Here is a 24,658-nt window from a genome sequence, read left to right as displayed (position 1 = left end):
CGCGCGGCACACGCCGAAACCGCTCGACCGTCAGGAGCAGCACATGAGCACTTCCACCGACACCCTCGACCTCCCCGATGTCCGGCTCCACTACGAGCTGCGCGGCGAGGGCCCGCTGATCGCCCTGATCGGGGCCCCCATGGATGCGGACGCCTTCGCGCCCTTCGCGGAGGAGCTCGCCACCGACCACACGGTGCTGACGAGCGACCCGCGCGGAGCGAAGCGCAGCGTGCTCCGCGACCGCTCCGTGGGTTCGAGTCCGCAGCAGCGGGCCGCCGATCTGGCGGCGCTCGTCGAGCATGTCGATCGCGGCCCCGCGATCGTCTTCGGCTCCAGCGGTGGGGCGGTGACGAGTCTGGCGCTCGCGCAATCACGCCCCGATCTGGCAGCGACCGTCATCGCGCACGAACCTCCGTTGCTCGAACTGGTGCCCGACCGCGTCGAACAGCGCCAGCTCACCGATGAGCTCACGGCGGCGGCACTCTCGGGTGACCGCGTCGGCGCCTGGCGACTGTTCTTCCGACAGGCGAACATCCCGATGCCGGAGGAGATGCTCGCGCAGTGGTTCGGCGGCGAGAGCGACGCCGATGAGCAGTTCTGGTTCCGGTACGAACTGCCGGGGAGCGTGCGTTGGGAGCCCGACATCGACGTTCTGCGCTCACGCGCAGGCAGCCTCATACTCGGCATCGGCGAGGAGTCCGTCGACCAGCTCTGCGAACGCACGACCACGGCCCTCGGCGTGCAGCTCGACATCGAGCCGACGCGCTTCCCCGGAGACCACACCGGGTTCGTCGATCACCCCGCCGAGTTCGCGGCCCGGCTGCGCGAGTCCCTCGCAGCCCTCGCGGGGCACTGACCCTCGGGCGGGGGCGCTCGTCACCCGCGCGACACCTGATGCCAGAGGGCGGCCCAGTGCTCGGGGTGCAGATCGCGCGGAAGCCGACGATCGGCCGCTCCCGCCATCGCCACCACGCTCCGTGCACGCCGGGTCGGGATGCCGGCGGCAGCGGCGACCACCGCGGGCAGAGTGGCGCCTCTCCCGGTGAACATCGCCCGGACGAAGGCCTCGTACTCCCGTCGATCGGATGCTCGGACCAGCGGTGAGCCCCGACGTGTGATCGCCAGGATGCCGCCGTCCACGCTCGGCTGCGGCGAGAAGCCCCACGCCGGGACCCTGCCCTCCACCGAGAACGCGAACCACGGCGCCGACTGCGCGGTCATCATGGTCCCTCCGCCGACGCCGGCTCTCTTGCGGGCCACTTCCCACTGGGTCAGCAGCACGGCCTCGCTCCACCGACCGTGCGAGAGCAGTCGCCGCAGGATCGGGGTCGTGACGTGGAACGGGATGTTGCCGACCACGACGTCGGCGTCGAGCGGATGGCGCGTCGCGTCTGCGACATCGAGCTGCACGCTCGGCAGGGCTCTGCGCAGCCGACGCACGCGGTGCTCGTCGATGTCGATCGCGGCGAGAGGTCGATCGAGTTCCGCGAGCCTGCGGGTGAGCGCCCCGTCACCGCACCCGAGTTCGAGGATCGCCCCCGACGTGCGGTCGACGAGGGAGGTGATGCGGGTGAGAGTCGGACGGTGGATGAGGAAGTTCTGGCCGAGTTCGTGACGGCCGCCATGGATTGAACGAGGCATGAGTGCGCTCCAGAAGAAGGATCGGAGCACCACGGAGGAGCGGATGACGCGAAGAGGCGTCGACGAGACGGCCCGTCCCGAGGTGCGATGACATCTCGGTGGACGGCGCGCAGATGCGTGCGGAGAGCGAGCGCGCCGTCAGGCGCGGCGGTCGCGGAACACGAGGGTGCGCCCCATCACGGGCGCTGCGCATATTGTTCCCATGCCCGCCAGCATATCGGCTCAGATCCAGCCGCGCTCTTCGGCGATGAGCACCGCCTGCTGGCGCGTCCCGACCGAGAGCTTGCCCAGGATCACCGAGATGTGGTTTCGCACGGTCCCGGGAGCGAGCGCGAGCACGCGCGATCTGCCCCGTCGTCTCCCCTCTGCGACCGGCACGCAGCACATCGAGCTCGCGGTCGGTGAGCGGCGAGCGCTCGTCGCTCAGCGCATCGGCGGCGATCTCCGGATCGACGTAGCGCGCGCCCGCAGCGACCTTGCGGATGACGGCGGCGACCTCGTCGGCGCCACGGGACTTCGGCAGAAAGCCCGACACACCGGAAGCCAGAGCGCGCCGAAGCACGCCGGGACGCGCATGGCGGGTCACGACCACGCAGCGCGTCGCGATCGCGCGGTTCAGCTTCTCGGCCACCTGCACGCCGTCGAGGCCCGGCATCTCGAGATCGAGCAGACACACGTCGGGAAGCAGACGCAGCGCCTCGGCCACCGCCTGCTCTCCGTCAGCGCACTCGGCGATGACCTCGATGTCGTCCTCCAACCGCAGCAGTGCGGCGAGCGCCGAACGGATCATCGCCTCGTCGTCGGCGAGCAGCACCCGGATCATCGCGCTTCCTCCGACTCCGAAGGGACGGTGACGATCACCACGAACTCGTCCGCGTCGCGGCGCACCTCGAGGGAACCGTGCGCCTCCTCGATACGTCGCCGCACGCCGTCCAGCCCTGAGCCGGCGCGCTCGGCCTCCGCGTCGGGTGCCGCATCGTTGGCGATCTCGTAGCGCCAGGCGCCGGTCGTCCGTGTGAGGAGGAGTCGCGCGCGTCGGCCGCCACCGTGGCGCAGGACGTTCGTCGTCGTCTCCCTGATCACCGGTCCGAGAGCGGATGCAGGCGCGGAGTCCGCGTGCGCGTCGATCGCGGCCTCCACGTCGAGCCCGGCGGCGGTCAGCAGGTCTCGTGCGTTGGCCAGTTCGTCTCCGAGCGGAACCGACCGGAAGCGCGTGGCGAGATCCCTCGTCCCCTGTCGTGCCTCATCGACGCTGATCCGCGCCGCGCGGAGCTGCGCCATCCCGGCGCCGGCGTCGGTCGGCAGCAGGCGCTCGGCCAGCTCCAACTGCAACGCGATCACCTGGAGGTGGTGCCCCTGCAGGTCGTGCACGTCGGTCGCCACCCGAAGACGCTCCTGGGTCGCGGCGAGCTTCGCCTCCGAGGCACGGGCGCGGTCGAGCGTGACCAGCACGTCCCACCACCACAGCGAGCTCACGCTCATCCCCGGCAGCATCACGCCGTAGATGACCGGAACCCACCACGGCAGACCGAAGCTGAGCCCGGTCACGGAATCGACGACGGCGAGAGCGACGAGCACGAACGTCGCCGCGATCACGACCCGCACGCGCACCCCGCGGGGCCAGCTCTGCAGCACGAAGAACTGCACCACCGGCATGGCGACCAGCTGCCAGCTGCCCACGAGCAGACCGGCCGTCACCCCGTAGCCGAGGGCGACGACGAACGGCACCGCCGACCGCCCCCAGGCCACTCCCGGCCCGGCATCGACACGGTGACGGTAGTCGACGAGCAGCATCAGCGTCGACGCGCACCACAGCACACCGCCGAGACCGACGACGAGGATGCTGCCGCCACGCAGGTCGACCGCGACGGCGATGCCCGTCCAGGCGCCGACGAGCATGAGTTCGATGAACAGCACCGCGGTCACCGTGTACCACCAGGTCGCCGTGATCCCGCGGGACAGCTGTCGCGCCCCCGGGCTCAGGTCGGCGGGGGCGACGGTCTCGACGCGGCTGCTCACGCTCCCACGATAGGGCCGTGACAGTTGTCACGGATGCGCCGGGCGATCCACCCGGAAAGCGGTGACGGCTCGACACTGCCGCAGAGGGGCGCGCTCGAGTGGACTGGAGTCATCGCGACGGAGACACCGTCCGCACCGACATCCGGGAGCATCCCATGAACCTCATCGAGACCTTCCAGAACCTGGTCGCCCAGGTCCCCGAGCTTCTGCAGCCGCTGATCGTCGCGCTCGCCGGCGCGATCCCGTTCATCGAGGGCGAGGGCGCGGTGAGCATCGGCATCATCGGCGGAATCCCGCCCGTGGTCGCCGCGATCGCCGCGATGGTCGGCAACTTCCTCTGTGTCGCCGTACTCGTCCTCGCGAGCTCCGGCGCGCGCCAGGCGGTCGTGAACCGGTCGCGTGCGAAGACGGCGGCCCTCGCCGGCGGCGGCACCGAAGACGCGGCGGTGGAGGTGGGTGACACGGCCCGCACTCCCCGTCGCGAGAAGTTCCAGCGGGCGTTCGAGCGCTACGGCGTCCCCGGCGTGAGCCTGCTGGGGCCACTGCTGCTGCCGACTCAGTTCACGGCGACCATGCTCGCCGCATCCGGCATCGGCAAGGCCCGGATCCTGTTCTGGCAGGCACTGGCGATCATCGGCTGGACGACCGCCGTCGCCATCATCGTCGGCAGCGCGGTGTACGCGATCCGCTGATCGACCGGTGGGGAGTCCGACGACGCGGTCGTGCTCCCCCTCGGTGCGCGCAGGACCCGTGCCGCCTAGGTTGGGGAATGGAAGCTGCCTCTCCCCCGCTCGGGGACCTTCGCGATCGCACGGTCCTCGTCACCGGTGCGAATGCGGGGATCGGCTACTGGTGCGCGGAGCAGCTCGCGCGACGCGGAGCCCGCGTGATCCTCGGGTGCCGCTCCTCCGAGCGCGCGCACACGGCGGAGGCGGCGATCCGCAGCGAGGTGCCGGACGCCGACCTGCGCGTGCTCCCGCTCGACCTCGGCGCCCTCGACAGCGTGGCCCAGGCGGCCGCAGACCTCGGCCGGCCCCTCGACGCGGTCGTCTGCAACGCGGGAGTGAAGGCGGCGGATCCCGCGCAGCGCACGGGTGACGGGTTCGATCTCATGGTCGGTACGAACTTCCTCGGGCATTTCGCGCTGATCGCACACCTGGAGCCGCTTCTCACCCCAGACGCCAGAGTGGTCGCGGTCGGCTCCCTCGCCCACCGTTTCGCGCGACTCGATCCCGCACGCATCGAGGCTCCGTGGCGCGGATCCTCGCTCCGTCAGTACGGCATGTCGAAGGCAGCGCTCATGGCGTTCGCTTTCGAACTCGCCCGGCGCTGGTCGGGGTCATCGCGCACTGCCGCCTGCGCGCACCCCGGTTACGCGGTCGACCCGCTCACGCCGGAGCGTCCTGGCCTCGCCGAGGTGTCGGGCGCCCTCCGCGTGCTGGCGGCGCCCACCCGCGTCCTGGTCCAGGGCAAGGACGACGGTGCGCTGCCGATCGTGCACGCGACCGCTTCGACCGACGTCTCGAACGGCGACTACTGGGGACCGGGCGGTCTGCTCGAGTTCCGCGGTGCACCGACCCGTGTCGCCGCGTCCGACCTCGTGCGATCCCCCGCGACGGGCGCCGGAGTGTGGGCCGCGGCCGAACGGCTCACCGGGGTGCGCTTCCCGGCGTGACCCGAGCGAATGTCCGACCCCCGAGGCACGCTGGAGCCATGATCACTCTGCTCTCCGCTCCCTCCAACCTCGGGCTCCGGCCGCCGGAGGCCGGCAGCGTCCCCGGCGCCGCGAAGGCCCCGGAGGCGTTGCGCGAAGCCGGGCTGCACGCGCGTTTCGCCGCGCTCGGCGCCACCGACTCCGGCGTCGTCCTCGCCGGTCGCTACGTCGACGACGACGCCACGAGGCCACCCGGCCTGGTGCGGAACGAAAGTGCGACGATCGACCACTCCCTGCGCCTGGCCGCCCGCATCGGCGCGGCGCTCGATCGCGGTGATGCCCCCGTCGTGCTCGGCGGTGACTGCGCGATCCTGCTCGGGGCAGGGCTCGCGGTCGCCCGCCGCGGAGGCGTCGGGCTCGTGCACGTCGACGGGCACACCGACTTCCGCCATCCCGGCAACAGTGACGAGTGCGCGAGCGTCGCCGGCGAGGCTCTCGCCGCGGCCGTCGGCCGGCACTGGCCGGCGATCGCCGACATCGAGGGACGCAGTCCCTACTTCGCACCGGAGCGCACCGCGCACATCGGGCACCGGAGCGACGACGAAGACCAGGAGGAGGTGCGCGCTTTCCTCGGTCGCGTCACTCCCGCATCCGACATCATCGAACGCGGTGCGGCCAGGGTAGCGGCCGACGCCGCCGCCGTGGCCGGCCCCGACTACTGGCTCCAGGTGGACGTCGACGTGCTCGATCCCGAGGTGATGCCCGCGGTCGACAGCCCTGACCCCGGGGGGATCCGCGCGCCCGAGCTCACGACGCTGTTGCAGGAGCTGGCGCCGCACGCGGTCGGCATCTCGATCACGGTGTTCGACCCCGATCTCGACCCCGACGGACGATATGCCCGCCTGCTCGTCGACATCCTGACGGCGGGGCTGACCGACCTCGGCAGCCGGGTCCGCCGCGATGACGGCGGCGTCCCCGGCTGAGGCTGGTCAGGCGTCGGTCGCGCCCGCAGGCTCCGGGCTCGTGTGCGGCGTGACCCGCACGCGAGAGATGCGCCGGCGGTCGACCTCCGCGACCTGGATCGTCGCGCCCGGCACCTCGACGGTGTCGCCGACGACGGCGAGGCGGCCCAGCTGCTCGGTCACGAACCCGGCGATGGTGTCCGACGAGCCGCGCGGCATCGCCAACCCGGTCGCCTCCTCGAAGTCCTGCAGGTTGAGGCGCCCGTCGAGTCCCTCGTCGGCCGAGAAGAACACCTCGGCGTCGTACTCGTCGAAGATCTCGCCCACCACCTCTTCGACGAGGTCTTCCAGGGTGACCAGGCCGTCGGTCCCGCCGTATTCGTCGACCACGACCGCGATGTGATGCCCCTCGGCCCGCATCCGCGTGAGCGTGGGCAGCACCCGTGCACTCGACGGGATGTACGGGATGTCTCGAACGAGGGTGTTCAACGGACGAGCGGGATCATCGGCGGCCGCCTCGAACAGGTCGCGCACATGCACGAATCCGGTGATGTCGTCGATCGAGGTGTTCGAGACGGGGTAGCGCGAGTAGGGGAGGTCGCGCACCTGAGCGAGCACCTCGCCGATGCCCGCGGCCTCGTCGAGGGCGACCACCTCGGGCCGCGGACGCATGACCTCGCTGACCTGTCGTCCCCGCAAGGAAAGCACGTCGTCGAGGATGCGGCGTTCATCGTCGGGCAGTCCCTGGTGGCTGGCGACGATGTCACGCACTTCCTCGTCGGTCATCTCGTCGCTGGTCTTGTGCGGGTCTCCGCCGAGCAGCCGCACGAGGGCATTGGTCGACACCGAGAGCAGCCAGATCACGGGGCGCATGACCGTCGCGAATCCGTTGAGCGCGGGCGCGACCGCGTAGGCGAACTGCGCGTTGCGCTGAATCGCGAGGCGCTTCGGCACGAGCTCTCCGAGCACGAGCGACAGGTAGGCGATGACGAGCGTCAGCACCAGCGTCGCAAGGGTGAGCGACAGCGCGGGCGCGAGCCCCCACGATTCGAGCACGGGCGCGAGCGAGGGTGCGATCGACGTCGCCCCGTACGCGGCCGACGCGAAGCCGGCGACCGTGACGCCGATCTGCACGGCCGAGAGGAAGGTGTTGGGGTTCCGCGCCAGCGCGGCGACCTTCGCGCCGCGGCGGCCCCGTTGGCCGATCGCGTTGATCTGACTCTCGCGCAGCGTGACGAGCGCCATCTCCGTCGCAGCGAAGACACCGCCGATCAGCACGAACACGAAGACGAGGGCGATGTTCCAGAGCAGGTCGCCCATCAGCGGGCTCCCTCCTCTGTGGCGGGGTGAGCGCCCGGCGTGAACCGGGCGCTCGTACTGTCAGAGTCCGAAGAGTCAGAACAGCGCTGCGCGCTCAAGAGTGCTCCTTCTGGGTGGGGGTGGTGTCGGTCTGTGAGGTGATGGCGTCGGGCGAGCGCCGGGTCTTGATGAGGCTCGCGACGGTGGCGACGGCGATGGTCGCGGCGATGAACAGCAGCGAGAACCAGATCGGGATCTCGGGCGCCCACTCGACGCCCTGGCCGCCGTTGATGAACGGCAGTTCGTTGACGTGCAGCGCGTGCAGGACGAGCTTGACGCCGATGAACGCGAGGATCACGGCGAGGCCCTGCGCCAGGTACACCAGACGCTCGAGGAGTCCGCCGATGAGGAAGTACAGCTGACGCAGTCCCATGAGCGCGAAGGCGTTCGCGGTGAACACGATGTACGCCTGATCGGTGAGGCCGTAGATGGCGGGGATCGAGTCGACCGCGAACACCAGGTCGATGAAGCCGATCGCGATGATGGTGAGCAGCATCGGCGTCACGAAGCGCTTGCCGTTCTTGACGACGGTCAGCTTGTCGCCGTTGTACTCGTCGCTCACGGGCAGGTGACGACGGACGAAGGTCATGAACCGTCCGTCGGCGGGGTTGCTCTCATGGTTGCTGAACGCCTGGCGGTAGGCGAGCACGAGGAGCAGCGCGCCGAACAGGTAGAAGATCGCGGAGAAGTTCTCGATCAACGTCGCACCGACCGCGATGAAGATACCGCGCAGGATCAGGGCGATCACGATGCCGATCATCAGCACCTTCTGCTGGTACTTCTTGGGCACGGCGAAGCCGGTCATCACGATGAGGAAGACGAAGAGGTTGTCGATCGACAGGGCCTTCTCGGTCAGGTACCCGGCGAAGTACTCACCGCCGTACGTCCAGCCGGAGAAGATGCCGATGCCGACGCCGAACAGCAGCGCGAGGCTGATGTAGAAGATCGACCACCGCGCCGATTCCGCGATCGTCGGCTCGTGGGGTGTGCGCACGTGCGCGAAGAACTCGTAGACGAAGAAGGCGATCGTGATCGCGATCGTGATGATCCAGATCAGCGGGGTGATATCCAAACGGGGACTCCAGACTCGGGGTACGAAAGCACCGCCAAAGTCTTCTCCATTCCTGACCAGGAACCGGTGGCCCGGGATGCGACGTGCATCCGTAATGACGACCCGACCGTATCGGAGTACTCCCCTTGGGATCTCCAGGTTAGGAGACGACCCTTTGCGCTTCCTGTGGATTCGCCGGGAACTCCCTCGTGCGGGGCGACCCGTCGACGTCAGTCCTCGTCGTACTGGATCAGGTTCTGCTCTTCTGCGCGATCGATGCTCGCAGGGAGCGCTTCGTCGAACAGGGTGACGAGCACTGCTCGCGTCTTCACGGCATCGCGCTCGGTGATCGCCTCACGGATGGCGACGACGAACGCGTCGACGGTGTCCCAGTCGAACGCATCCTTCGCGTGCTGGCTGAACCGGCCGATCTGCGGCCCCAGTCGTTCGATGATCGTGGCACGTGCGGCGTTGCCCTCGATACGCGCGAAGCCGGTGGCTGCACTGCGCAGGGCTGCGCCGAACCTCGCGACATCACGGGACTTGCCCGCGGCCGACATCTCGTCGGTGAGGTCGATCAGGTAGGCGACGTCGTCGTCCTGGATCAGCGGCATGACGTGACGCACCGACCCGATCCAGATGTCTCCGAAGAGATCGACGGCGTTGCGGACGCGGTCGAGGTCGATGGGCGCGACGCGGGTGTACCGGTTGCGCTGCATCTCGACGAGACCGTGATCCGCGAGGCGATCCAGCGCATGGCGGATGGGCGTCTTCGACGTTCCGAGCCGCTCCGCGAGCTCGTAGTCGCGCAGACGCTCGCCCGGGCGCAGCTCGCCGTTGATGATCGCGTCCTGCAGACGCGCGTACGCCTCGTCGCTCATGGACCTGCGCTCGAGAGGTCCGCCTGAGAGTGCCACATGTCCTCCACTCGAGTACGACGTCGTAGTAGAGCCTGAAGTTCTACCTACAATGCAATGTATCGCATTCCGAAGGCGCACGACCGTGAAAAACACCGTATCGACACGAGATGATCGCTGAATGGTGGCGTGGGGAGAGCGGAATCAGGTGGCGCTGTATGCGGGAGCCATCGTCGTCGGCGGGGTCGTCGGGCTTCTCGCGCCGTGGCTGGCCGCGCCTCTGGAGACGGCGATCACTCCACTTCTCGGCGTTCTGCTCTTCGCGACGTTCCTCGGGGTGCCGTTCGCCGCGATCGGTCGGGCGTTCGCCGACCGACGCTTCCTCGTCGTGGCCCTCGTGCTCAACTTCGTGGTGGCGCCGGTGGTCGCATTCGGGCTGAGTCGCACGGTCGCGGGAGATGCGGGGATCCTGCTGGGAGTGCTGCTCGTGCTGCTGACGCCCTGTGTCGACTATGTCATCGTCTTCGCGGGGCTGGCGGGCGGCGACCGCACGAGACTCCTTGCCGCCACTCCCCTGCTCATGCTGCTGCAGATGGTGCTGCTTCCGGTCTTCCTGACGGTCATGGTCGGCTCCGAGGCGACGCGTGCTTTGGATCCCCGCCCGCTCCTGGCGGCGTTCGCGCTGCTGATCGTGCTGCCGCTCGTGCTCGCCGCGCTCACGCAGCTGTTCGCCGCGAGGGTCCTCTTCGCGCGCGGTGTGGAACGGGCATCGGCATCCGCCATGGTGCCCGTGATGATGCTCACTCTGGCCACGATCGTCGCGTCTCAGATATCGAGCGTCAGCGATGAGGTCTGGCAGCTCGCGCTCGTCGTGCCCGTGTTCCTCGGGTTCGCCCTGATCCTCGCCCCGTTGGGCGCGATCCTCGCCCGCATCGCGCGGCTGGATGCGCCCGGCAGCCGAGCGGTCGTCTTCAGCGGCGTGACCCGGAACTCACTCGTCGTGCTCCCGCTCGCGCTCGCCCTGCCGGAGGCCTTCGCGCTCGCTCCGCTCGTCGTGGTCACCCAGACGCTGGTGGAACTCGTCGTGATGGTGATCATGGTGGCTGTGGTCCCACGGTGGATCCGGTGACGATGACCGCGGGCAGATCCCCCTCGGCGCCGATCAGGGCGTGACGCTGTCGCGGTCAGCGACGTCGGCGGCGGCCCAGCTCGAGAGGAGCTTGAGGCGATCCTCGTGCGGTGTCCCCGGCTCGGCGGTGTAGAGGTTCAGCGTGCGCGCGGCGCGGGTGCGGTCGGCGAGCTCTGCCGATTGGTAGGTGAGTTCGATGGAACCCACGACCGGATGCTGGAGCACCTTCAGCCCCTCATGGCGGGTGCGGACTTCGTGCGATGACCAGAGTCGCGTGAAGTCGCGGCTGCTGGTCGACAGTTCGCCGATGAGTTCACGAAGCGCACGGTCGTCCGGCTCGCGTCCGGCCTCCGCGCGCAACAGGGCGACGGTCGCCGAGGCGCCGCCCTCCCAGTCGACGAAGAAGTCCCTGGCGTCGGGGTCGAGGAAGTGGAACCGGGCGAAGTTCGCACGCCCGCCGACGACCGTCGGGCTGTCGAACAGCGGCGCATGGAGCGCTCGAGCCAGAGCGTTGGTCGCGAGCACATCCAGACGACCGTTGCGGAGGAACACCGCCGACATGCCGACGGAGTCGATCAGCCACTGCACGGGTCCCTGGATCGCCCCGTCTCGGGGCCGCGGGGCGCGGCGGATCGTGGGGCGGGCGGCCTTGGCGAGGTCGAAGAGGTAGGCCCGCTCGTCGTCGTCGAGGTGCAGCGCGCGGGCGACGGCGGTGAGGACTTCTTCGGAGACGCCGGAGATGTGCCCCTTCTCGAGCCGGGTGTACCACTCGGTGCTGACGCCGGAGAGCACCGCGACCTCCTCGCGGCGCAGACCGGGAACACGACGGCGTGTTCCGGAGGGCAGCCCGACCTGTTCGGGCGTGAGCCGCCCGCGCCGGCTGACGAGGAAGTCCCGGATGTCGTCTCGGTTGGAACTCGGGGTGTCCATGAACCCCACGGTAAACCCCCGCACGCGCGGCTGCGGGGGGAGAGCTTCTCCCCCCGATACATGCGACCTCCCGCGCCTGGAGGATCGGCGGTGTGATGGTCTTCGCGCTGCGAGACCCGCAGCGGAGAGGACACCCCCGCCGAATGACCACTGAGAGCACCCGCACCCTCGCCGCACCGGCGCGCGATGCCGCCGGACCCGAACGCAGACGCCTGCCCCTCGTGGTGTACGTCCTGGCGCTCGGGACCTTCCTGATGCTGACGACGGAGTTCGTCGTCGCCGGGATACTGCCCGAGGTCGCGGCAGACCTGCGGATCCCGCTCGCCCAGGCGGGGAGCCTGATCACCGTGTTCGCCGTCGGGATGATCATCGGCGCACCGCTCATGGCGCTCCTGACGATGCACATGTCGGCACGCCTCACCCTCATCGTCGCGATGCTCGTCTTCGTCGCCGGTCACATCGTGGTCGCACTCGCTTCCGACTTGGCCGTGCTGCTCGGCGCGCGGTTCGTCACCGCATTCGCGACCGGCGCATTCTGGTCGGTCTCCGCGGTCGTCGCCACGCGTGCCGCGGGCACCGCCGCCGGTGCACGTGCGCTCGGAATCGTCACAGCGGGAGGGGCACTGGCCACGGTGCTCGGCGTGCCGATCGGTGCGTTCATCGCACAGGCGACCGGATGGCGGGGCACCTTCTGGTTCCTCGCGGTCGCCGCCGCGATGGCGACGTTCTTCGTCGCCAGGCTCGTTCCCGCACACGACGGCTCCGCCCCGGCGACCTCCCTGAAGACCGAACTCGCGGGGCTGCGCTCGAGACGCCTGTGGCTCGCCCTGCTGGCGTGTGCGACGACGACCGGCGGCGTGCTCGCGGCGTACTCCTACATCGCGCCCATCCTGTCCGAGCAGGCCGGTGTCAGCGCCTCCGCCATTCCCCTGGTCCTCACCGGTTTCGGGGTCGGATCGCTCATCGGCACGATCCTCGGCGGCCGCTTCGGCGACGACCGCCCCGGCCTCGTGACGGTGCTCACGCCCGCCGTCACCATCGCGATCCTCGCCGGCATCAGCATCAGCACCGGAGAACCCGCCATGATGATCGTCCTGGTCGTGCTGCTCGGGCTGTTCGGCCTGAGCGCCAACGGGGTCCTCATCCACCTCGCCGTCCGCGCCTCAGGCCACGCGGCGACGCTCGGCTCGGCCCTCGCCGTGTCGGCGTTCAACGTCGGCACCGCGGTCGGATCCGCTCTCGCCGGTGCCGCACTGTCCAGCCCGCTCGGGATCCACGGACCCGCGACGATCGGCACGGTGATCGTCGCCCTCACTCTCATCCCCACCATCGCCCTCGCCGTCCTCCGCCGACGCGACGCCTGATCGCCGCGGCACCCCCCACCAGAAGAGAAGGAAACACCATGCGCGCCACCCTCATGTACAGCGCCGGAGACGTCCGGATCGAGAACGTCCCCGACTCCACCATCAAGAACCCCACCGATGCCCTCGTGCGCATCACAGCGTCCTGCATCTGCGGGTCAGACCTGCACCCGTACCACTCGATGACCGCCGAGCACGGCCCCACCCGGATGGGGCACGAGCTCATCGGCATCGTCGAAGATGTCGGATCCGCAGTGACGACCCTGAAGAAGGGCGACCTCGTCGTATCGCCGTTCGCGATCTCCGACGACGTGTGCGAGTTCTGCCGAGAGAACCTGCAGACCTCCTGCATCCATCACGAGGCCGGGTTCTGGGACGGCATCCCCGACGAAGGCGGCCAGGCCGAGGCGGTGCGGGTCCCCCTCGCCGACGGCACCCTCGTGAAGCTGCCCGTCGCGGCGGACTCCGCACTGATGCCCTCGCTGCTGACCCTCGCGGACGTGTTCGGCACCGGCTACCACGCCGCGAAGATGGCCGGCGTGAAGCCCGGCGACCGCGTGACCGTGATCGGCGACGGAGCGGTCGGACTCCTGGCCGTGCTCTCGGCGAAGCGTCTCGGCGCGGAGCAGATCATCCTCATGGGCCGCCACCGGACCCGCACCGACCTCGGCCGCGAGTTCGGCGCCACCGACGTCGTGGCCGACCGCGGCGAAGAGGGCATCGCCCGGGTGCGCGAGCTCACCGGCGGCCATGGCACCCACGCCGTCCTCGAGGCCGTGGGGCACATGCCGGCCTACGAGCAGGCCGTCGGCGTCGTCCGACCCGGAGGCGTCATCAGCCGCGTGGGCGTTCCGCAGTACGAGGACGCACCTGTCGGCTTCGGCAGCCTGTTCCGCCACAACATCCGGCTCGCCGGTGGGCCCGCGCCCGTCCGCGCCTACATCGACGAGCTGATGCCCGACATCCTCGGCGGCGCCATCGAACCGGGCAAGGTCTTCGACGCGGTCACCGACCTCGACGGGATTCCGGCCGGCTACCGCGACATGGACGAGCGGAAGAGCCTCAAGGTCCTCGTCCGCCCCTGAGCGTCGCGACCGAGCCGATCGCGACGGCCCGACGCCCCGCATGCCGAGGCGTCGGGCCCCGATCGGGCCGGCTCAGGGGACGCGGCGCGGCGACGTCTAGTGCGTGAGCAGCACCTTGGCGATTCCGATGCCGGAGGCGACCAGAGCGAGTACCACTCCGCTCCACAGCGCGCCGAAGGTCAGCGTGGTGCCGCTCATTCGCCGCAGGAAGATCCCCACGAAGGCGATGCGGACGGCGAGGACGACGATCGCGGCGGTCTGCATCCAGCCGGCCGGCAGCCACCCGATCCACGCGACGGCATAGAGCGCGGCGGGGATCAGGGCCGACGTGGCGATCGGCCGAGCGGTGCCGAGCACTTCGCGGAGGGTTTCGCGGCGTGCCTCGGGTTCCCGCTCGTCCGCGGTCTCTCCGTACCCGTGTGCCACCACGTGGGCGAGCACATGGGCGAGGAACGTCAGGATCCCCGTCGCCAGGACCGCCCACACCGCCGCGCCATGGCGGATCTGTTCCGGCCCCACCGCGATCGCCGCGCTCAAGACGGTGATGTTCCCGTAGACGTAGGACGACACCCACTCCCGCACCTGTCCCACGGGCATGTCGGACGAGGGCCGGTTCTTCCGCCGCCGCTCCCTCTCGGAGCGACGTCCCTGCCTGCTCGCATCACCGGAACGAGATGACATCTTGATCCCTTCTCGAGCCCTGTGGCTCACCACCACCTGGATGATGACAGCCTGCACCCGATCGCGCGCGCTGGGCAGGATCGCCACGTCGTCCGTCGCGGCCGCACGGTGGACGTCTGTCCGCTCCGGAAAACTCCGTGATCAAACCGTTGCATTCGTTACCTCGCCGTTATACAGTGATCGCACGGTGAATGTTTGCTGTGGCATCCACCGCATGTGATTGCAGGACACTCTTGGTGCAAGGGACAAGGGCCGGTCGGGAGCCTCTCCGACCGGCCCTTTACTGTTCCCAGTATTCTGAGGGGATGACCGATCGCAAGCTCGCCCTCGAGGCCTGGGAGAGCCTGTTCCGCGCGCAGCACGAGCTGTTCACCGAGATGATGACCGACTTCGACGACAGCGATCTCGCGCAGGCCGAGTACGACGTGCTGCTGACGGTCACCCGCTCCCCCGACATGACAGCGCGGCTGCGCGACATCACCTCGAACATGCTGATCAGCCAGCCCAGCGTCTCGCGCCTCGTCGACCGCATGGTCGCGCGCGGACTCGTGGCGAAATGCGCCGATCCCGACGACGGCCGCGGCGCGCTGATCCGTGCGACCGACGAGGGTGCGCGGGCGTTCCGCTCACTCGCCACCGTGCACGGCCGCTCGATAGCCGACCGCATGTCGCGTCTGGACGACGAGGAGCTGCGCGCTGCGCGACCTCGCGGAGAAGCTCCGCTCCCGCTGACGCCGATCCCCCGGCTGCCGACCCCGCGAGAACGGGCTCCGCTCTTTTCTGGCAGGGTGGTTCGCGTACGCCCGCACTGAGCGCGGGCACGTCAGACCGCCCCCTCGGGGGGAACCAGGGAGGTCATTCATGGAGATCGCCGGAATCGTCGGCATCCTCGTCATCGTGGGAATCGCGGTCGTCGTCGCCGTCGTCCTGCTGCTGATCCTGCTGCTGTTCGCGCGTAGCTGGATCAAGGTCGCTCGCGCCGACGAGGCGCTCGTCATCTCGGGGCGCAAGCAGAAGGTGCAGACCGCCGTGCTCTCGGCCGACGGCTCGAGCAGGTCCGAGATGTCGGAGTCGCCGGTCACCGTGATCGTGAACGGCAAGTCGCTCGTGAATCCGATCACGCAGCGTCACGAGATCATCTCGCTACGTTCACGTCAGGTCTCCCTGAACGCCGAAGCACAGTCGCTCGACAGTGTGACCCTGAACGTCGACGGTGTCGCGATCGTGAAGATCGGATCCGACCCGATCCTGGTCCGCCGCGCCGCCGAGCGATTCGCCTCGCAGGACAAGGCCATCGAGCAGTTCACCACCGAGCAGCTCGAAGGTGCGCTCCGCGGCATCGTCGCCACCCTGTCGGTCGTCGAGCTGATGCGCGAGCGCAAGAAGTTCTCGGACCAGATCGCCGCCGACGTGTCGCAGGAGCTCGCCGAGCAGGGCCTGATCCTCGACTCGTTCCAGATCAAGGGCATCACCGACAAGGTCGGCTACATCCAGTCGCTCGGTGCTCCCGAGATCCAGGCCAAGCGTCAGTCCGCCGAGATCTCGCAGACCAACGCCGACCGCGCGATCAATCAGAAGAACATCGCCAACCAGGAAGCCAACCTGATCGAGCAGACCGCGCTCGACACGAACACCGCCAACGCCGACTCGGGCATCGGTCGCGCACGTGCCGAGGCGGAGCAGGCGGAGGCACTCGCCCGCGCCCAGGCGGAGCAGGCCGTGCTGCAGCAGCAGGCCGAGAACAAGCAGGCCCAGCTCGACGCCGACGTCAAGCGCGTCGCCGATGCCCAGCGGTATGAGGCCGAGACACGCGCCCAGGCCGAGCTCTACACCCGCGAACGCGCCGCCGAGGCTGCCGCGATCGAGCAGGTCAAGCAGGCCGAGGCCCGCACCCGCATCGCCGAGCAGCAGGCGCAGGCCGACAAGGCTCGCGCCGAGGGTGAAGCAGCCGCGGCGATCGCGAAGGCCAGCGGTGAGGCGAACGCTCTGCGCGCCCAGGCCGAGGCCGAGTCGGAGGCCCGCCGCCTCCGCGCCAACGCCGAGGCCGACGCCATCCGTGCCGAAGGTGACGCCCGCGCGGCTTCGCTCGAAGCCGAGGCCAAGGCCATCGCCTCGAACCAGGACGCCTTCCTCTCGCAGCGCGTGCTCGAAGTGCTCCCGTCGATCATGGCCGAGTTCTCCAAGGGCTATGCGGCGATCGGCAACGTGTCGATCATCGGCGGCTCGGGCGACGACGGCGCCTCGAACGTCGTCGGTGCCGACAGCGCCAAGGCCCTGCGCTCCGTGTTCGACAGCGTGCACTCGGCGACCGGGCTCGACCTCGCCGGCATCATCCAGGGCCAGGCCGTCGGCCGCGGCATCGGCGCAGGCGTCGCGGAGGCCACGCCGCCCGCACCGCGCGTCTCGACACCGACCACCCCGCCACCCGCTGCCCCCGCTCCCGCAGCGGAGTAGCCACCTGAAACACAGCGGATGCCGCGGCCGACCTCGGTCGCGGCATCCGCTGTCTTGCGAGAACCGACCAGGCAGACTGGACACATGACGCGCGCCGCCTTCGACCTCGCCGCCATCGGCGCGGGGCTCTCGTTCGCCGGCGCCCTGGACGAGCTCTCGGCGGCGCTGGACGCGCGCGGATCGGCGGTCGTGACGGCGCCGCCCGGCACGGGAAGACCACCCTCGTGCCGCCGCTCATCGCCGCACGAGGTACCGGCCGCGTGATCGTCACCCAGCCTCGGCGCGTAGCCGCCCGCGCGGCCGCCCGTCGTCTCGCGCACCTCGACGGCTCCGCCGTCGGCTCCCGCGTCGGGTTCACGGTGCGCGGCGAGCGCTCCGCCGGGGCGGCGACGCGGGTCGAGTTCGTCACGGCCGGAGTCCTCCTGCGACGCATGCTCGACGACCCTGGACTCGATGGCGTCGACGCGGTGGTCATCGACGAGGTGCACGAGCGCGCGCTCGAGACCGACCTCCTCATCGGCCTGCTCTCCGAGGTGCGCGAGCTGCGGGACGACCTGCTCGTCGTCGCCATGTCCGCCACGCTCGACGCCGCACGCGTGGCTGCGGTCATCGGCACCGACGAGGCTCCGCCCCGATCGTCGAGCACGCCGTCGCCGCCTTCCCCCTCGCCGAGCGCTGGGCCCCGAGCCCCGTACCCCGCCTCGACCAGCGTGGAGTCACCCGAGGATTCCTCGACCACATCGCGGATGTCACGGCATCAGCGACCCTGGAGCTGATCGGCGAGGCACCGGATGCCGACGTGCTGGTGTTCGCACCCGGCGCCCGCGAGGTGTCGGAGATCGCCCGCCGCGTCCGTGCCGCGAGCGACGCGTTCGATGTGCGGGAGCTGCACGGCCAGATCCCACCCGCCGCGCAGGACGCCGTGATCCGGGGCCGCGCGCCGGAGGATCTTCCCCGCGTCATCGTCACGACCTCTCGCGGAGTCCTCGCTCACGGTGCCGGGTGTCCGCCTGGTCGTGGACAGCTGTCTGTCGCGGCATCCGCAGCGCGATGCCACCCGCGGCATGACCGGTCTGGTCACCACGGCGGCCGCCCGATCGTCGTGCGTGCAGCGGGCGGGGCGCGCCACACGACAGGGCCCCGGCGTCGTCATCCGCTGCGTCGACGAGCGCTCCTACGCGGCCGCCCCTGCGCGTCCGACACCCGAGATCGCGGTGTCCGACCTCACTGACGCCGCCCTGTTGCTCGCATGCTGGGGTGCCCCTGGCGGGACCGGCCTGCGCTTGATCGACCCGCTGCCTGCCGAGAGCCTCGCCGACGCCCTGCGGGTTCTCCGCGGTCTGGGCGCGATCGACGACGATGGTCGCGCCACGGTGGAGGGCCGCGCGCTGGCCCGCATCCCGACCGATCCGCGACTCGCCCGTGCCCTCCGTGACGGCAGCCCGGCGGTCGGGCGTCGACTCGCGGCCGAGACCGTCGCCGTCCTCGGTGGGGACCTGCGCGTCTCCGATGCCGACGTCGCGCAGGCGCTCATCGCGTTGCGAGGGGGCAGGACTCCGGATGCCCGCCGATGGCACGACGATGCCGATCGCCTCGAGCGCATGGTCGCTCTCACGCCAGGGGTCGACGCGGGTCTCGACGGCGTGGGCCTCGTGATCGCACTGGCCTTCCCCGAGAGGGTCGCCCACCGGGTCGAGCGCACCGCCGATGGAGCGACGTTCCTGCTGGCATCGGGCACCAGGGCGGGGGTCAGCGGCCCGCTCGCAGCGGTCGAATGGCTCGCGGTCGCCGATGTGGCACGCGCCGCCTCGCGGGCCGCGGCCGGATCAGGGGCGATCATCCGGTCCGCCGCGTCGCTCACCGATGCCCAGCTGGAGCGGGCCGCGAACCACCTGATCTCCGACCGGGTGGAGGCGGAGTTCATCGGCGGACGCGTCCGGGCTCGGCGGGAGCAGAGGGTCGGTGCGATCGTGCGCAGTTCGGCGCCGGTGCGGGCATCGACCCAAGAGGCTCGCGACGCCGTGCGCCGCGCACTCCGCCGCGACGGTCTCGGGGTGTTCACCTGGTCCGACGCCGCAGACCAGCTGCGCCGCAGGCTCGCACTGCTGCGACGCGAGCGGGGAGCGCCCTGGCCCGATGTGTCGGATGCGGGGCTGGTCGAGGCACTCGACGCCTGGCTTGCACCCGAGATCGACGCGCTGGCAGCCGGCACGCCGGCGGGACGTCTGGACCTTGTGTCCGCGCTTCGCCGCCTGCTGCCTTGGCCCGAAGCCGTGCGGCTCGACGAGCTCGCGCCCGAACGCCTCGAGGTGCCCAGCGGATCCCGCATCCGCCTCAGCTATCCGGAGCCCGAGGACCCGCAGGCGCGCCCCGTCGTCGCCGTGAAGCTGCAGGAGTGCTTCGGGTGGGCGGAGACTCCCCGACTCGTCGACGGGCGCGTGCCGGTGCTGTTCCACCTGCTCTCCCCCGCGGGGCGACCGCTCGCGGTCACCGACGACCTCGCCTCGTTCTGGTCCGGTCCGTATGCGCAGGTGCGCGCGGAGATGCGCGGACGCTACCCGAAGCACCCGTGGCCGGAGGATCCGTGGGCAGCCGTTCCGACGAAGCACACCAAGAACCGCGCCGCGCGGTGATCGGCGGCGGGGGTCGCGGACTCAGCGGGTGCGTCGACGCAGAGTGAGCGAGGCCAGGATCAGCGCGCCGACGGCGAACGCGAGCACCACGAGCAGCGGCCCGAACACATCCCACCCCTCGTCGCCCGCGGCGACCGCATTGATCGTGTCGATCGCGTAGCTCAGCGGCAGCCAGTCGGAGATCGCGGAGAGCACGTCGGGCATCTGGTCGCGCGGCATGAACAGCCCGCCGAGGATGATCTGCGGGAACACCAGCAGCGGCATGAACTGCACCGCCTGGAACTCGGTCTGTGCGAACGCGCTCGCGAGCAGTCCGAGCGCCGTGCCGAGGAGCGCGTCGACCACCGCGACGAGTCCGAGCTGCCACAGGGGGCCGTCGACGTCGAGTCCGCACACCGCCACAGCGAACCACACCGTGATCACCGCCTGCAGCACGGCCATCAGCCCGAACGCGAGCGCATAGCCGAGGATGAAGTCGGCCTTGTCGAGTGGCGTGGTCATCAGCCGTTCGAGCGTGCCCGACCGCCGCTCGCGCAAGGTGGTGATCGACGTGATGAGGAACATCACGATGAACGGGAACAGGGCGAGGATGGCACCGCCGAACTGGTCGAAGACGCCGTCCTGATCGCTGAACAACCACGCGAAGAGCCCGACGAGAAGGCTCGGTGCGACGAGCATCAAGGCGATCGACCGCGGGTCGTGCCGCAACTGCGTGAGGACCCGACCAGCAGTGGCGAACATCCGGCGGCCGTTCATTCGCCGACCTCCTCACGGTGCTCGCGTGCTTCTCGGCGCGACCGCCTCGTGCCCGCATCGCCGGAGCGATCGCGCTCGATCAACGTCAGGAAGGCCGCCTCCGCATCGGTCGTGCCGGTGTCCGCCAGCAGCGACGTCGGCGTGGTGTCGGCGATGATGCGGCCTTCTCGCATGAGCAGCAGCCGGTCGCAGCGCACCGCCTCGTCCATGACGTGGCTCGACACGATGAGCGTGACCCCCGATCGGCGAGCCCGCGGAAGAGCGCCCACAGCTCGGCTCGCAGCACGGGGTCGAGACCGACGGTGGGCTCGTCCAGCACGACGAGTTCCGGGGAGCCGATCAATGCCGCGGCGAGCGAGACCCGCGTCGCCTGACCGCCGCTCAGCGAGTCGACGAGCTGCCCCGCTTGCGCACGCAGCCCGACCTCGTCGATGACCCTGTCGACATCGCCCTTCGGCACCTTCAACAGCGACGCGAAGTAGGTGAGATTCTGGCGCACGCTGAGGTCGCCGTACACCGCGGTGCCCTGTGTGCCGTACGCGACCCGATGGCGGAGCTGCCGCGACCCGCCCGGCTCACCGAAGACCGTGACCTGGCCTCCCGCGATCCTCTGCACACCGACGATGGAGCGCATGAGCGTGGTCTTGCCGCACCCGGACGGTCCGAGCAGACCCGTGATCTGCCCGCGCGGGATCGTGAGGTCGATCCCCTCGAAGACGTGCACGACTCCACGCCGGACGCGGAGGTCCGTGATCTCGACAGCCGAGTTATTCATCATGTGATGAATTATGCGCCCGCCGCTCCATCGCGTCAACGGACTTCGCGCGCCCCTTCGTCAGTCGAAGAGGTAGCGCTGCACGGTAGGCCCCACGCGCCCGACGAGTTCGTCCACCGATGCAGCGGCGAGCGCCGGGAGCCGCAGGAGATACCGTGCGATCAACATGCCGGCGATCTGCGAGGCCACGAGCGACGCACGCAGGTCGGCGTCCTCGGTGCCGAGGCTCCGGGCGATGCGTCCGATCAGCTCACGCGTCAGGAACCCGGCGAGCAACGGCGTCGTGAGTCTGCTTCCGAGCGCGGTGCGCAGGAGCATGACGCCGCGTCTGCGCACCTCCGGCTGCTCGAACGCCTCGAGCACGTAGCGCACCAGACGTTCGCCGACCTCGTCACGCGGCCCGGCGACGATCGCCGGCACGTCGATGTCCGGGCGCAGGGGAATGCCGACGGCCTCGGCGAACAGATCGGCCTTGGTGCCGAAGTAATGGTGCACGAGAGCGGAGTCCACCCCGGCGCGGGCGGCGATCGAGCGGATCGTCGAGCCGTCGTACCCCTGCTCGCCGAACTCGTCGACCGCCGCGGCGATGATGCGCTCGCGCGAATCGGAGCCGCCCTTCGGGCGCCCACGGCGACGCGGCGTCTTCTGCTCGGTCATGCCCGCCAGCCTACGACTTCGCCCGTGGCGGCCATCCCCGGTGCGCGCGACTCAGTCGAGCAGATGACGGAGGTACCGGGTGGGGTGGTCGAGGAACGAGCGCCAGTGGTTCACGATCTCGAGGTCGCCCCATTCCGCCTCACGCACGCCCCACTCGCCCACCTCGAGGATCTTCGCACCGGGAAGAGCGGCGAGCACCGGCGAGTGGGTCGCGCACAGCACCTGACCCCCGTCGTCGGCGATGCGGCGGAGCACGGCGATGAGCGCGAGCGTCGAGTTGAACGAGAGCGCGGCCTCTGGCTCATCGAGGCAGTAGAAGCCCGGCTCGTCGAAGCGGCTCTCCAGCAGGGCGAGGAACGATTCGCCGTGACTCATCTCGTGGAACGGCACATCGGCCCCGCCGGTCGACGGATTCTCCTCGAGGTACGTGTAGAAGGAGTGCATGGTCTCCGCACGGAGGAAGAACCCCCAGCGGTGGGCTCCCACACCCCGCTGCAGGTGCAGCCAGTCGGACAACGGCGATTCGGTCGCCCGTGTGGTGTGTCGCGCCTGCCGGGACCCGCCCTCCGGCGAGAGGCCGTACGCGATCGCGATGCCCTCGACCAGGGTCGACTTGCCGCTGCCGTTCTCGCCCACGAGGAAGGTGATGCCGGGGTCGAGGTCGATACCCTCCCGCAACACCTGGGCGACGGCGGGGATGCTGGTCGGCCACTGCCCGCCGGGCGCCGGCGCATCGTCGTTCGGGCGGACCGCGACGACCGGCTGCTGTCTCCGGCGACGAGAGCTCGGCTCCCAGAACGCGTCCATGATGCCCTCCGCGCGTGCTGTCTCGTGGAGGCTATCGGCATCCACCGACGCGGAGCATCAGCACTCGATGACGTTGACCGCGAGACCGCCCTCGCTGGTCTCCTTGTACTTCGTCGACATGTCCGCCCCGGTCTGGCGCATGGTCTCGACGACGGCGTCCAGCGAGACGTAGTGGCTCCCGTCCCCCGGAGTGCGAGACGAGCCGCCGTGACCGCGGTCGAGGCGGCGATCGCGTTGCGCTCGATGCAGGGGATCTGCACGAGTCCGCCGATCGGATCGCAGGTGAGCCCGAGGTGGTGCTCCATCGCGATCTCGGCGGCGTTCTCGATCTGCCGGTTCGTGCCACCCATCACGGCGGTGAGGCCGCCCGCCGCCATGGCGCAGGCCGAGCCGACCTCGGCCTGGCAGCCGCCCTCGGCGCCGGAGATCGACGCGTTGGCCTTGAACAGCGAGCCGAGCGCGGTGGCCGTCAGGAGGAAGCGCCGGATGCCGCGGCGGCGATTCGCCTCGGCGGTCTGCTCATCGTCGAGATCGCTCGCGGCGTCGAGCGCGCGGACCTCCGGCTCGAAGCCGAGAAGCGCGCTGCCGACGAGCTCGCCGTAGGGCGTCACGGCGTTGCCCGCTCCGAGACCGGAGTCGGCGAGGAAGCGCCACCAGTACATGGCGACGGCGGGCAGGATGCCGGCCGCGCCGTTCGTCGGCGCGGTGACGACTCGTCCGCCCGCGGCGTTCTCCTCGTTGACCGCCAGGGCGAACGCGCCGAGCCACTCGCCGGGAAGCTCGCGATGTCCCTCGGCCTCGACCGCCTCGAGCTGGCCGCGGATCACGCCCGCCCGTCGCTTCACCTTGAGGATGCCGGGAAGAGTGCCCTCGGCGTGCAGACCGGCGTCGACGCATCCGGACATCGCGTCCCAGATCGCATCCAGACCCGCCGCGACCTCCTCTTCGCTGCGCACCGACGTCTCGTTGAGTCGCGCGACCTCCGCGATCGACAGGCCGTTCTCGTCGCACAGGGCGAGCAGCGATGCGGCATCCGCGTAGGCGTATGGGAAGCCGGCGCTCGCGAGCTTCGCCTCCTCCCCGTCGCGGCGGATGAACCCGCCGCCCACGGAGTAGTAGGTCTCCTCCGCCACGGCCGTGCCGTCGGCGGCCCACGCCGTGAGGGTCATCGCGTTCGGATGCCCCGGCAGGCGCGTCCGCGGCGCGAAGACGATGTCGTCCTTCACGAAGGGCACGTCGTGGGTGCCGTCGACCCGGATCACGGCCTGGGCGGGAAGCTCGGTCCACGCTGCGCGCACATCTTCCGGATCGCACGTCTCGGGCGCGAGTCCACGGAGTCCGGCGACCACGGCGTCCGGCGTCCCATGCCCGATGCCCGTCGCTCCCAGCGAACCGTACAGCGTGCCGCCGACCCGGGCCACCCGGTCGAGGACGCCCGTCGCAGTAAGTCGTCGCGCGAAGTCGAGGGCCGCCCGCATGGGTCCGACCGTATGGGAGCTCGACGGCCCCACTCCGATGGAGAAGAGGTCGAAGGCCGAGACATACGCAGTCACCCCTCAAGGCTACGCCGGATCCGTCGCTTCGGTCCGCCGCGGTCGGCCCTCGCCCCGGTGTGCCGACGACGAGCGCGTCAAGCCCCTTCACCATGGCTCGCCGCCGCGGCATCCTGAACCGACGACATCAGAAAGGGGCCATCATGACCGACACGACACCAGAACCTGAGTCCACCCAGGAGCACGCCGACCAGCACGCCGGCGAGGACTCCGCCGAGGCGCAGACGCCGACGCCGAGCCCCGCTTCGGACACGAGCGAGGGTGAGGTCACGACGCCCGCCGAGGCCGACTCCC

The 24,658-nt window shown here is 70.2% G+C and carries 19 protein-coding genes and 4 pseudogenes; 10 read left to right on the top strand and 13 right to left on the bottom strand.

The annotated features are described in order from the left end of the window. Window positions 1–43: 43 nt before the first annotated feature. Window positions 44–856 (top strand): alpha/beta hydrolase, encoded by an 813-nt coding sequence (locus G4G29_RS04480; RefSeq protein ID WP_183151959.1) that lies wholly within the window; start codon window positions 44–46, stop codon window positions 854–856. 20 nt (window positions 857–876) lie between these two features. Here G4G29_RS04480 and G4G29_RS04475 read toward each other — a convergent pair whose 3' ends face one another. The 3 genes and pseudogenes from G4G29_RS04475 to G4G29_RS04465 all read right to left on the bottom strand — a co-directional run bounded on the left by G4G29_RS04475 (window position 877) and on the right by G4G29_RS04465 (window position 3,660). Next, entirely contained in the window at window positions 877–1,641 is a 765-nt protein-coding gene (locus G4G29_RS04475; RefSeq protein WP_183151958.1) for an rRNA adenine N(6)-methyltransferase family protein, read from the bottom strand. A 222-nt stretch (window positions 1,642–1,863) separates the two neighbouring features. Further along, a pseudogene (locus G4G29_RS04470) lies at window positions 1,864–2,464 on the bottom strand (response regulator transcription factor). Continuing rightward, the gene (locus G4G29_RS04465) at window positions 2,461–3,660 is read right to left on the bottom strand and encodes a histidine kinase (RefSeq protein WP_183151957.1); all 1,200 of its coding nucleotides are present in this window, start codon (window positions 3,658–3,660) and stop codon (window positions 2,461–2,463) included. Before G4G29_RS04465 ends, G4G29_RS04470 begins: the two are co-directional and overlap by 4 nt. A 155-nt stretch (window positions 3,661–3,815) precedes the next feature. Here G4G29_RS04465 and G4G29_RS04460 point away from each other — a divergent pair, with 155 nt between their 5' ends. From G4G29_RS04460 to G4G29_RS04450, 3 genes are all read left to right on the top strand, one after another. Beyond that, complete coding sequence (locus tag G4G29_RS04460; RefSeq protein WP_183151956.1) at window positions 3,816–4,352, top strand: small multidrug efflux protein; 537 nt, start codon at window positions 3,816–3,818, stop codon at window positions 4,350–4,352. A 77-nt stretch (window positions 4,353–4,429) separates the two neighbouring features. Continuing rightward, window positions 4,430–5,335 carry an SDR family NAD(P)-dependent oxidoreductase gene (locus tag G4G29_RS04455; RefSeq protein WP_183151955.1) on the top strand — a complete coding sequence of 302 codons (906 nt, stop codon included), beginning with the start codon at window positions 4,430–4,432 and terminating at the stop codon, window positions 5,333–5,335. A gap of 38 nt (window positions 5,336–5,373) precedes the next feature. Further along, window positions 5,374–6,297 carry an arginase family protein gene (locus tag G4G29_RS04450; RefSeq protein ID WP_183151954.1) on the top strand — a complete coding sequence of 308 codons (924 nt, stop codon included), beginning with the start codon at window positions 5,374–5,376 and terminating at the stop codon, window positions 6,295–6,297. Window positions 6,298–6,303: 6 nt separating this feature from the next. Here G4G29_RS04450 and G4G29_RS04445 read toward each other — a convergent pair whose 3' ends face one another. The 3 genes from G4G29_RS04445 to G4G29_RS04435 form a co-directional block, all read right to left on the bottom strand. Further along, on the bottom strand, window positions 6,304–7,596 hold the full coding sequence (locus G4G29_RS04445; protein WP_183151953.1) for a hemolysin family protein: 1,293 nt from the start codon (window positions 7,594–7,596) through the stop codon (window positions 6,304–6,306). A gap of 94 nt (window positions 7,597–7,690) precedes the next feature. Continuing rightward, entirely contained in the window at window positions 7,691–8,707 is a 1,017-nt protein-coding gene (locus tag G4G29_RS04440; RefSeq protein WP_183151952.1) for a TerC/Alx family metal homeostasis membrane protein, read from the bottom strand. Window positions 8,708–8,916: 209 nt separating this feature from the next. Continuing rightward, window positions 8,917–9,567 carry a GntR family transcriptional regulator gene (locus G4G29_RS04435; RefSeq protein ID WP_183151951.1) on the bottom strand — a complete coding sequence of 217 codons (651 nt, stop codon included), beginning with the start codon at window positions 9,565–9,567 and terminating at the stop codon, window positions 8,917–8,919. A gap of 157 nt (window positions 9,568–9,724) precedes the next feature. On the opposite strand from G4G29_RS04435, the gene G4G29_RS04430 reads away from it, so the two are divergent. Then, window positions 9,725–10,672 carry an arsenic resistance protein gene (locus G4G29_RS04430; protein ID WP_183151950.1) on the top strand — a complete coding sequence of 316 codons (948 nt, stop codon included), beginning with the start codon at window positions 9,725–9,727 and terminating at the stop codon, window positions 10,670–10,672. Window positions 10,673–10,705: 33 nt separating this feature from the next. On the opposite strand, the gene G4G29_RS04425 is transcribed toward G4G29_RS04430, so the two are convergent. Continuing rightward, the gene (locus tag G4G29_RS04425) at window positions 10,706–11,602 is read right to left on the bottom strand and encodes a helix-turn-helix transcriptional regulator (protein WP_183151949.1); all 897 of its coding nucleotides are present in this window, start codon (window positions 11,600–11,602) and stop codon (window positions 10,706–10,708) included. A gap of 143 nt (window positions 11,603–11,745) precedes the next feature. Between G4G29_RS04425 and G4G29_RS04420 the strand changes: the two genes are divergently transcribed. Further along, entirely contained in the window at window positions 11,746–12,966 is a 1,221-nt protein-coding gene (locus G4G29_RS04420; protein WP_183151948.1) for an MFS transporter, read from the top strand. A 38-nt stretch (window positions 12,967–13,004) separates the two neighbouring features. After that, window positions 13,005–14,048 carry an alcohol dehydrogenase catalytic domain-containing protein gene (locus tag G4G29_RS04415; protein WP_183151947.1) on the top strand — a complete coding sequence of 348 codons (1,044 nt, stop codon included), beginning with the start codon at window positions 13,005–13,007 and terminating at the stop codon, window positions 14,046–14,048. A gap of 96 nt (window positions 14,049–14,144) precedes the next feature. Here the strand turns inward: G4G29_RS04415 and G4G29_RS04410 are convergent, their stop codons facing one another. After that, the gene (locus G4G29_RS04410; protein ID WP_210274238.1) at window positions 14,145–14,639 is read right to left on the bottom strand and encodes a hypothetical protein; all 495 of its coding nucleotides are present in this window, start codon (window positions 14,637–14,639) and stop codon (window positions 14,145–14,147) included. Window positions 14,640–15,034: 395 nt separating this feature from the next. Between G4G29_RS04410 and G4G29_RS04405 the strand changes: the two are divergent. The 3 genes and pseudogenes from G4G29_RS04405 to hrpB all read left to right on the top strand — a co-directional run bounded on the left by G4G29_RS04405 (window position 15,035) and on the right by hrpB (window position 19,816). Further along, window positions 15,035–15,461 (top strand): annotated as a pseudogene (locus tag G4G29_RS04405) (MarR family transcriptional regulator). A 129-nt stretch (window positions 15,462–15,590) separates the two neighbouring features. Continuing rightward, window positions 15,591–17,183 carry an SPFH domain-containing protein gene (locus G4G29_RS04400; RefSeq protein ID WP_183151945.1) on the top strand — a complete coding sequence of 531 codons (1,593 nt, stop codon included), beginning with the start codon at window positions 15,591–15,593 and terminating at the stop codon, window positions 17,181–17,183. 84 nt (window positions 17,184–17,267) lie between these two features. Then, window positions 17,268–19,816, top strand: a pseudogene (gene hrpB, locus G4G29_RS04395) (ATP-dependent helicase HrpB). A gap of 21 nt (window positions 19,817–19,837) precedes the next feature. Here the strand turns inward: hrpB and G4G29_RS04390 are convergent. The 5 genes and pseudogenes from G4G29_RS04390 to G4G29_RS04370 all read right to left on the bottom strand — a co-directional run bounded on the left by G4G29_RS04390 (window position 19,838) and on the right by G4G29_RS04370 (window position 24,364). Further along, window positions 19,838–20,572 (bottom strand): ABC transporter permease, encoded by a 735-nt coding sequence (locus tag G4G29_RS04390; RefSeq protein ID WP_183151944.1) that lies wholly within the window; start codon window positions 20,570–20,572, stop codon window positions 19,838–19,840. Window positions 20,573–20,657: 85 nt separating this feature from the next. Further along, window positions 20,658–21,350 (bottom strand): ABC transporter ATP-binding protein, encoded by a 693-nt coding sequence (locus tag G4G29_RS04385; protein WP_309491625.1) that lies wholly within the window; start codon window positions 21,348–21,350, stop codon window positions 20,658–20,660. A 57-nt stretch (window positions 21,351–21,407) separates the two neighbouring features. Next, window positions 21,408–22,004, bottom strand: coding sequence for a TetR family transcriptional regulator (locus G4G29_RS04380; RefSeq protein WP_183151943.1), 597 nt, complete (start codon window positions 22,002–22,004; stop codon window positions 21,408–21,410). A gap of 51 nt (window positions 22,005–22,055) precedes the next feature. After that, window positions 22,056–22,811, bottom strand: a complete 756-nt coding sequence (locus tag G4G29_RS04375) for an AAA family ATPase (RefSeq protein ID WP_183151942.1) — start codon at window positions 22,809–22,811, stop codon at window positions 22,056–22,058. A gap of 57 nt (window positions 22,812–22,868) precedes the next feature. Then, a pseudogene (locus G4G29_RS04370) lies at window positions 22,869–24,364 on the bottom strand (L-serine ammonia-lyase, iron-sulfur-dependent, subunit alpha). Between the last annotated feature and the right edge of the window lie 294 nt (window positions 24,365–24,658).

The organism is Microbacterium sp. Se63.02b, assembly GCF_014171575.1.
Taxonomy (GTDB): domain Bacteria; phylum Actinomycetota; class Actinomycetes; order Actinomycetales; family Microbacteriaceae; genus Microbacterium.
This window is presented reverse-complemented; position numbering and strand designations above follow the sequence as displayed.

Coding starts and splice junctions, on each gene's coding strand:
- G4G29_RS04400 (WP_183151945.1), top strand. CDS start 15,591: ATGGAGATCGCCGGAATCGTCGGCATCCTCGTCATCGTGGGAATCGCG.
- G4G29_RS04450 (WP_183151954.1), top strand. CDS start 5,374: ATGATCACTCTGCTCTCCGCTCCCTCCAACCTCGGGCTCCGGCCGCCG.
- G4G29_RS04385 (WP_309491625.1), bottom strand. CDS start 21,350: ATGATGAATAACTCGGCTGTCGAGATCACGGACCTCCGCGTCCGGCGT.
- G4G29_RS04425 (WP_183151949.1), bottom strand. CDS start 11,602: ATGGACACCCCGAGTTCCAACCGAGACGACATCCGGGACTTCCTCGTC.
- G4G29_RS04455 (WP_183151955.1), top strand. CDS start 4,430: ATGGAAGCTGCCTCTCCCCCGCTCGGGGACCTTCGCGATCGCACGGTC.
- G4G29_RS04390 (WP_183151944.1), bottom strand. CDS start 20,572: ATGAACGGCCGCCGGATGTTCGCCACTGCTGGTCGGGTCCTCACGCAG.
- G4G29_RS04415 (WP_183151947.1), top strand. CDS start 13,005: ATGCGCGCCACCCTCATGTACAGCGCCGGAGACGTCCGGATCGAGAAC.
- G4G29_RS04460 (WP_183151956.1), top strand. CDS start 3,816: ATGAACCTCATCGAGACCTTCCAGAACCTGGTCGCCCAGGTCCCCGAG.
- G4G29_RS04380 (WP_183151943.1), bottom strand. CDS start 22,004: ATGACCGAGCAGAAGACGCCGCGTCGCCGTGGGCGCCCGAAGGGCGGC.
- G4G29_RS04475 (WP_183151958.1), bottom strand. CDS start 1,641: ATGCCTCGTTCAATCCATGGCGGCCGTCACGAACTCGGCCAGAACTTC.
- G4G29_RS04375 (WP_183151942.1), bottom strand. CDS start 22,811: ATGGACGCGTTCTGGGAGCCGAGCTCTCGTCGCCGGAGACAGCAGCCG.
- G4G29_RS04435 (WP_183151951.1), bottom strand. CDS start 9,567: ATGAGCGACGAGGCGTACGCGCGTCTGCAGGACGCGATCATCAACGGC.
- G4G29_RS04420 (WP_183151948.1), top strand. CDS start 11,746: ATGACCACTGAGAGCACCCGCACCCTCGCCGCACCGGCGCGCGATGCC.
- G4G29_RS04445 (WP_183151953.1), bottom strand. CDS start 7,596: ATGGGCGACCTGCTCTGGAACATCGCCCTCGTCTTCGTGTTCGTGCTG.
- G4G29_RS04430 (WP_183151950.1), top strand. CDS start 9,725: ATGGTGGCGTGGGGAGAGCGGAATCAGGTGGCGCTGTATGCGGGAGCC.
- G4G29_RS04480 (WP_183151959.1), top strand. CDS start 44: ATGAGCACTTCCACCGACACCCTCGACCTCCCCGATGTCCGGCTCCAC.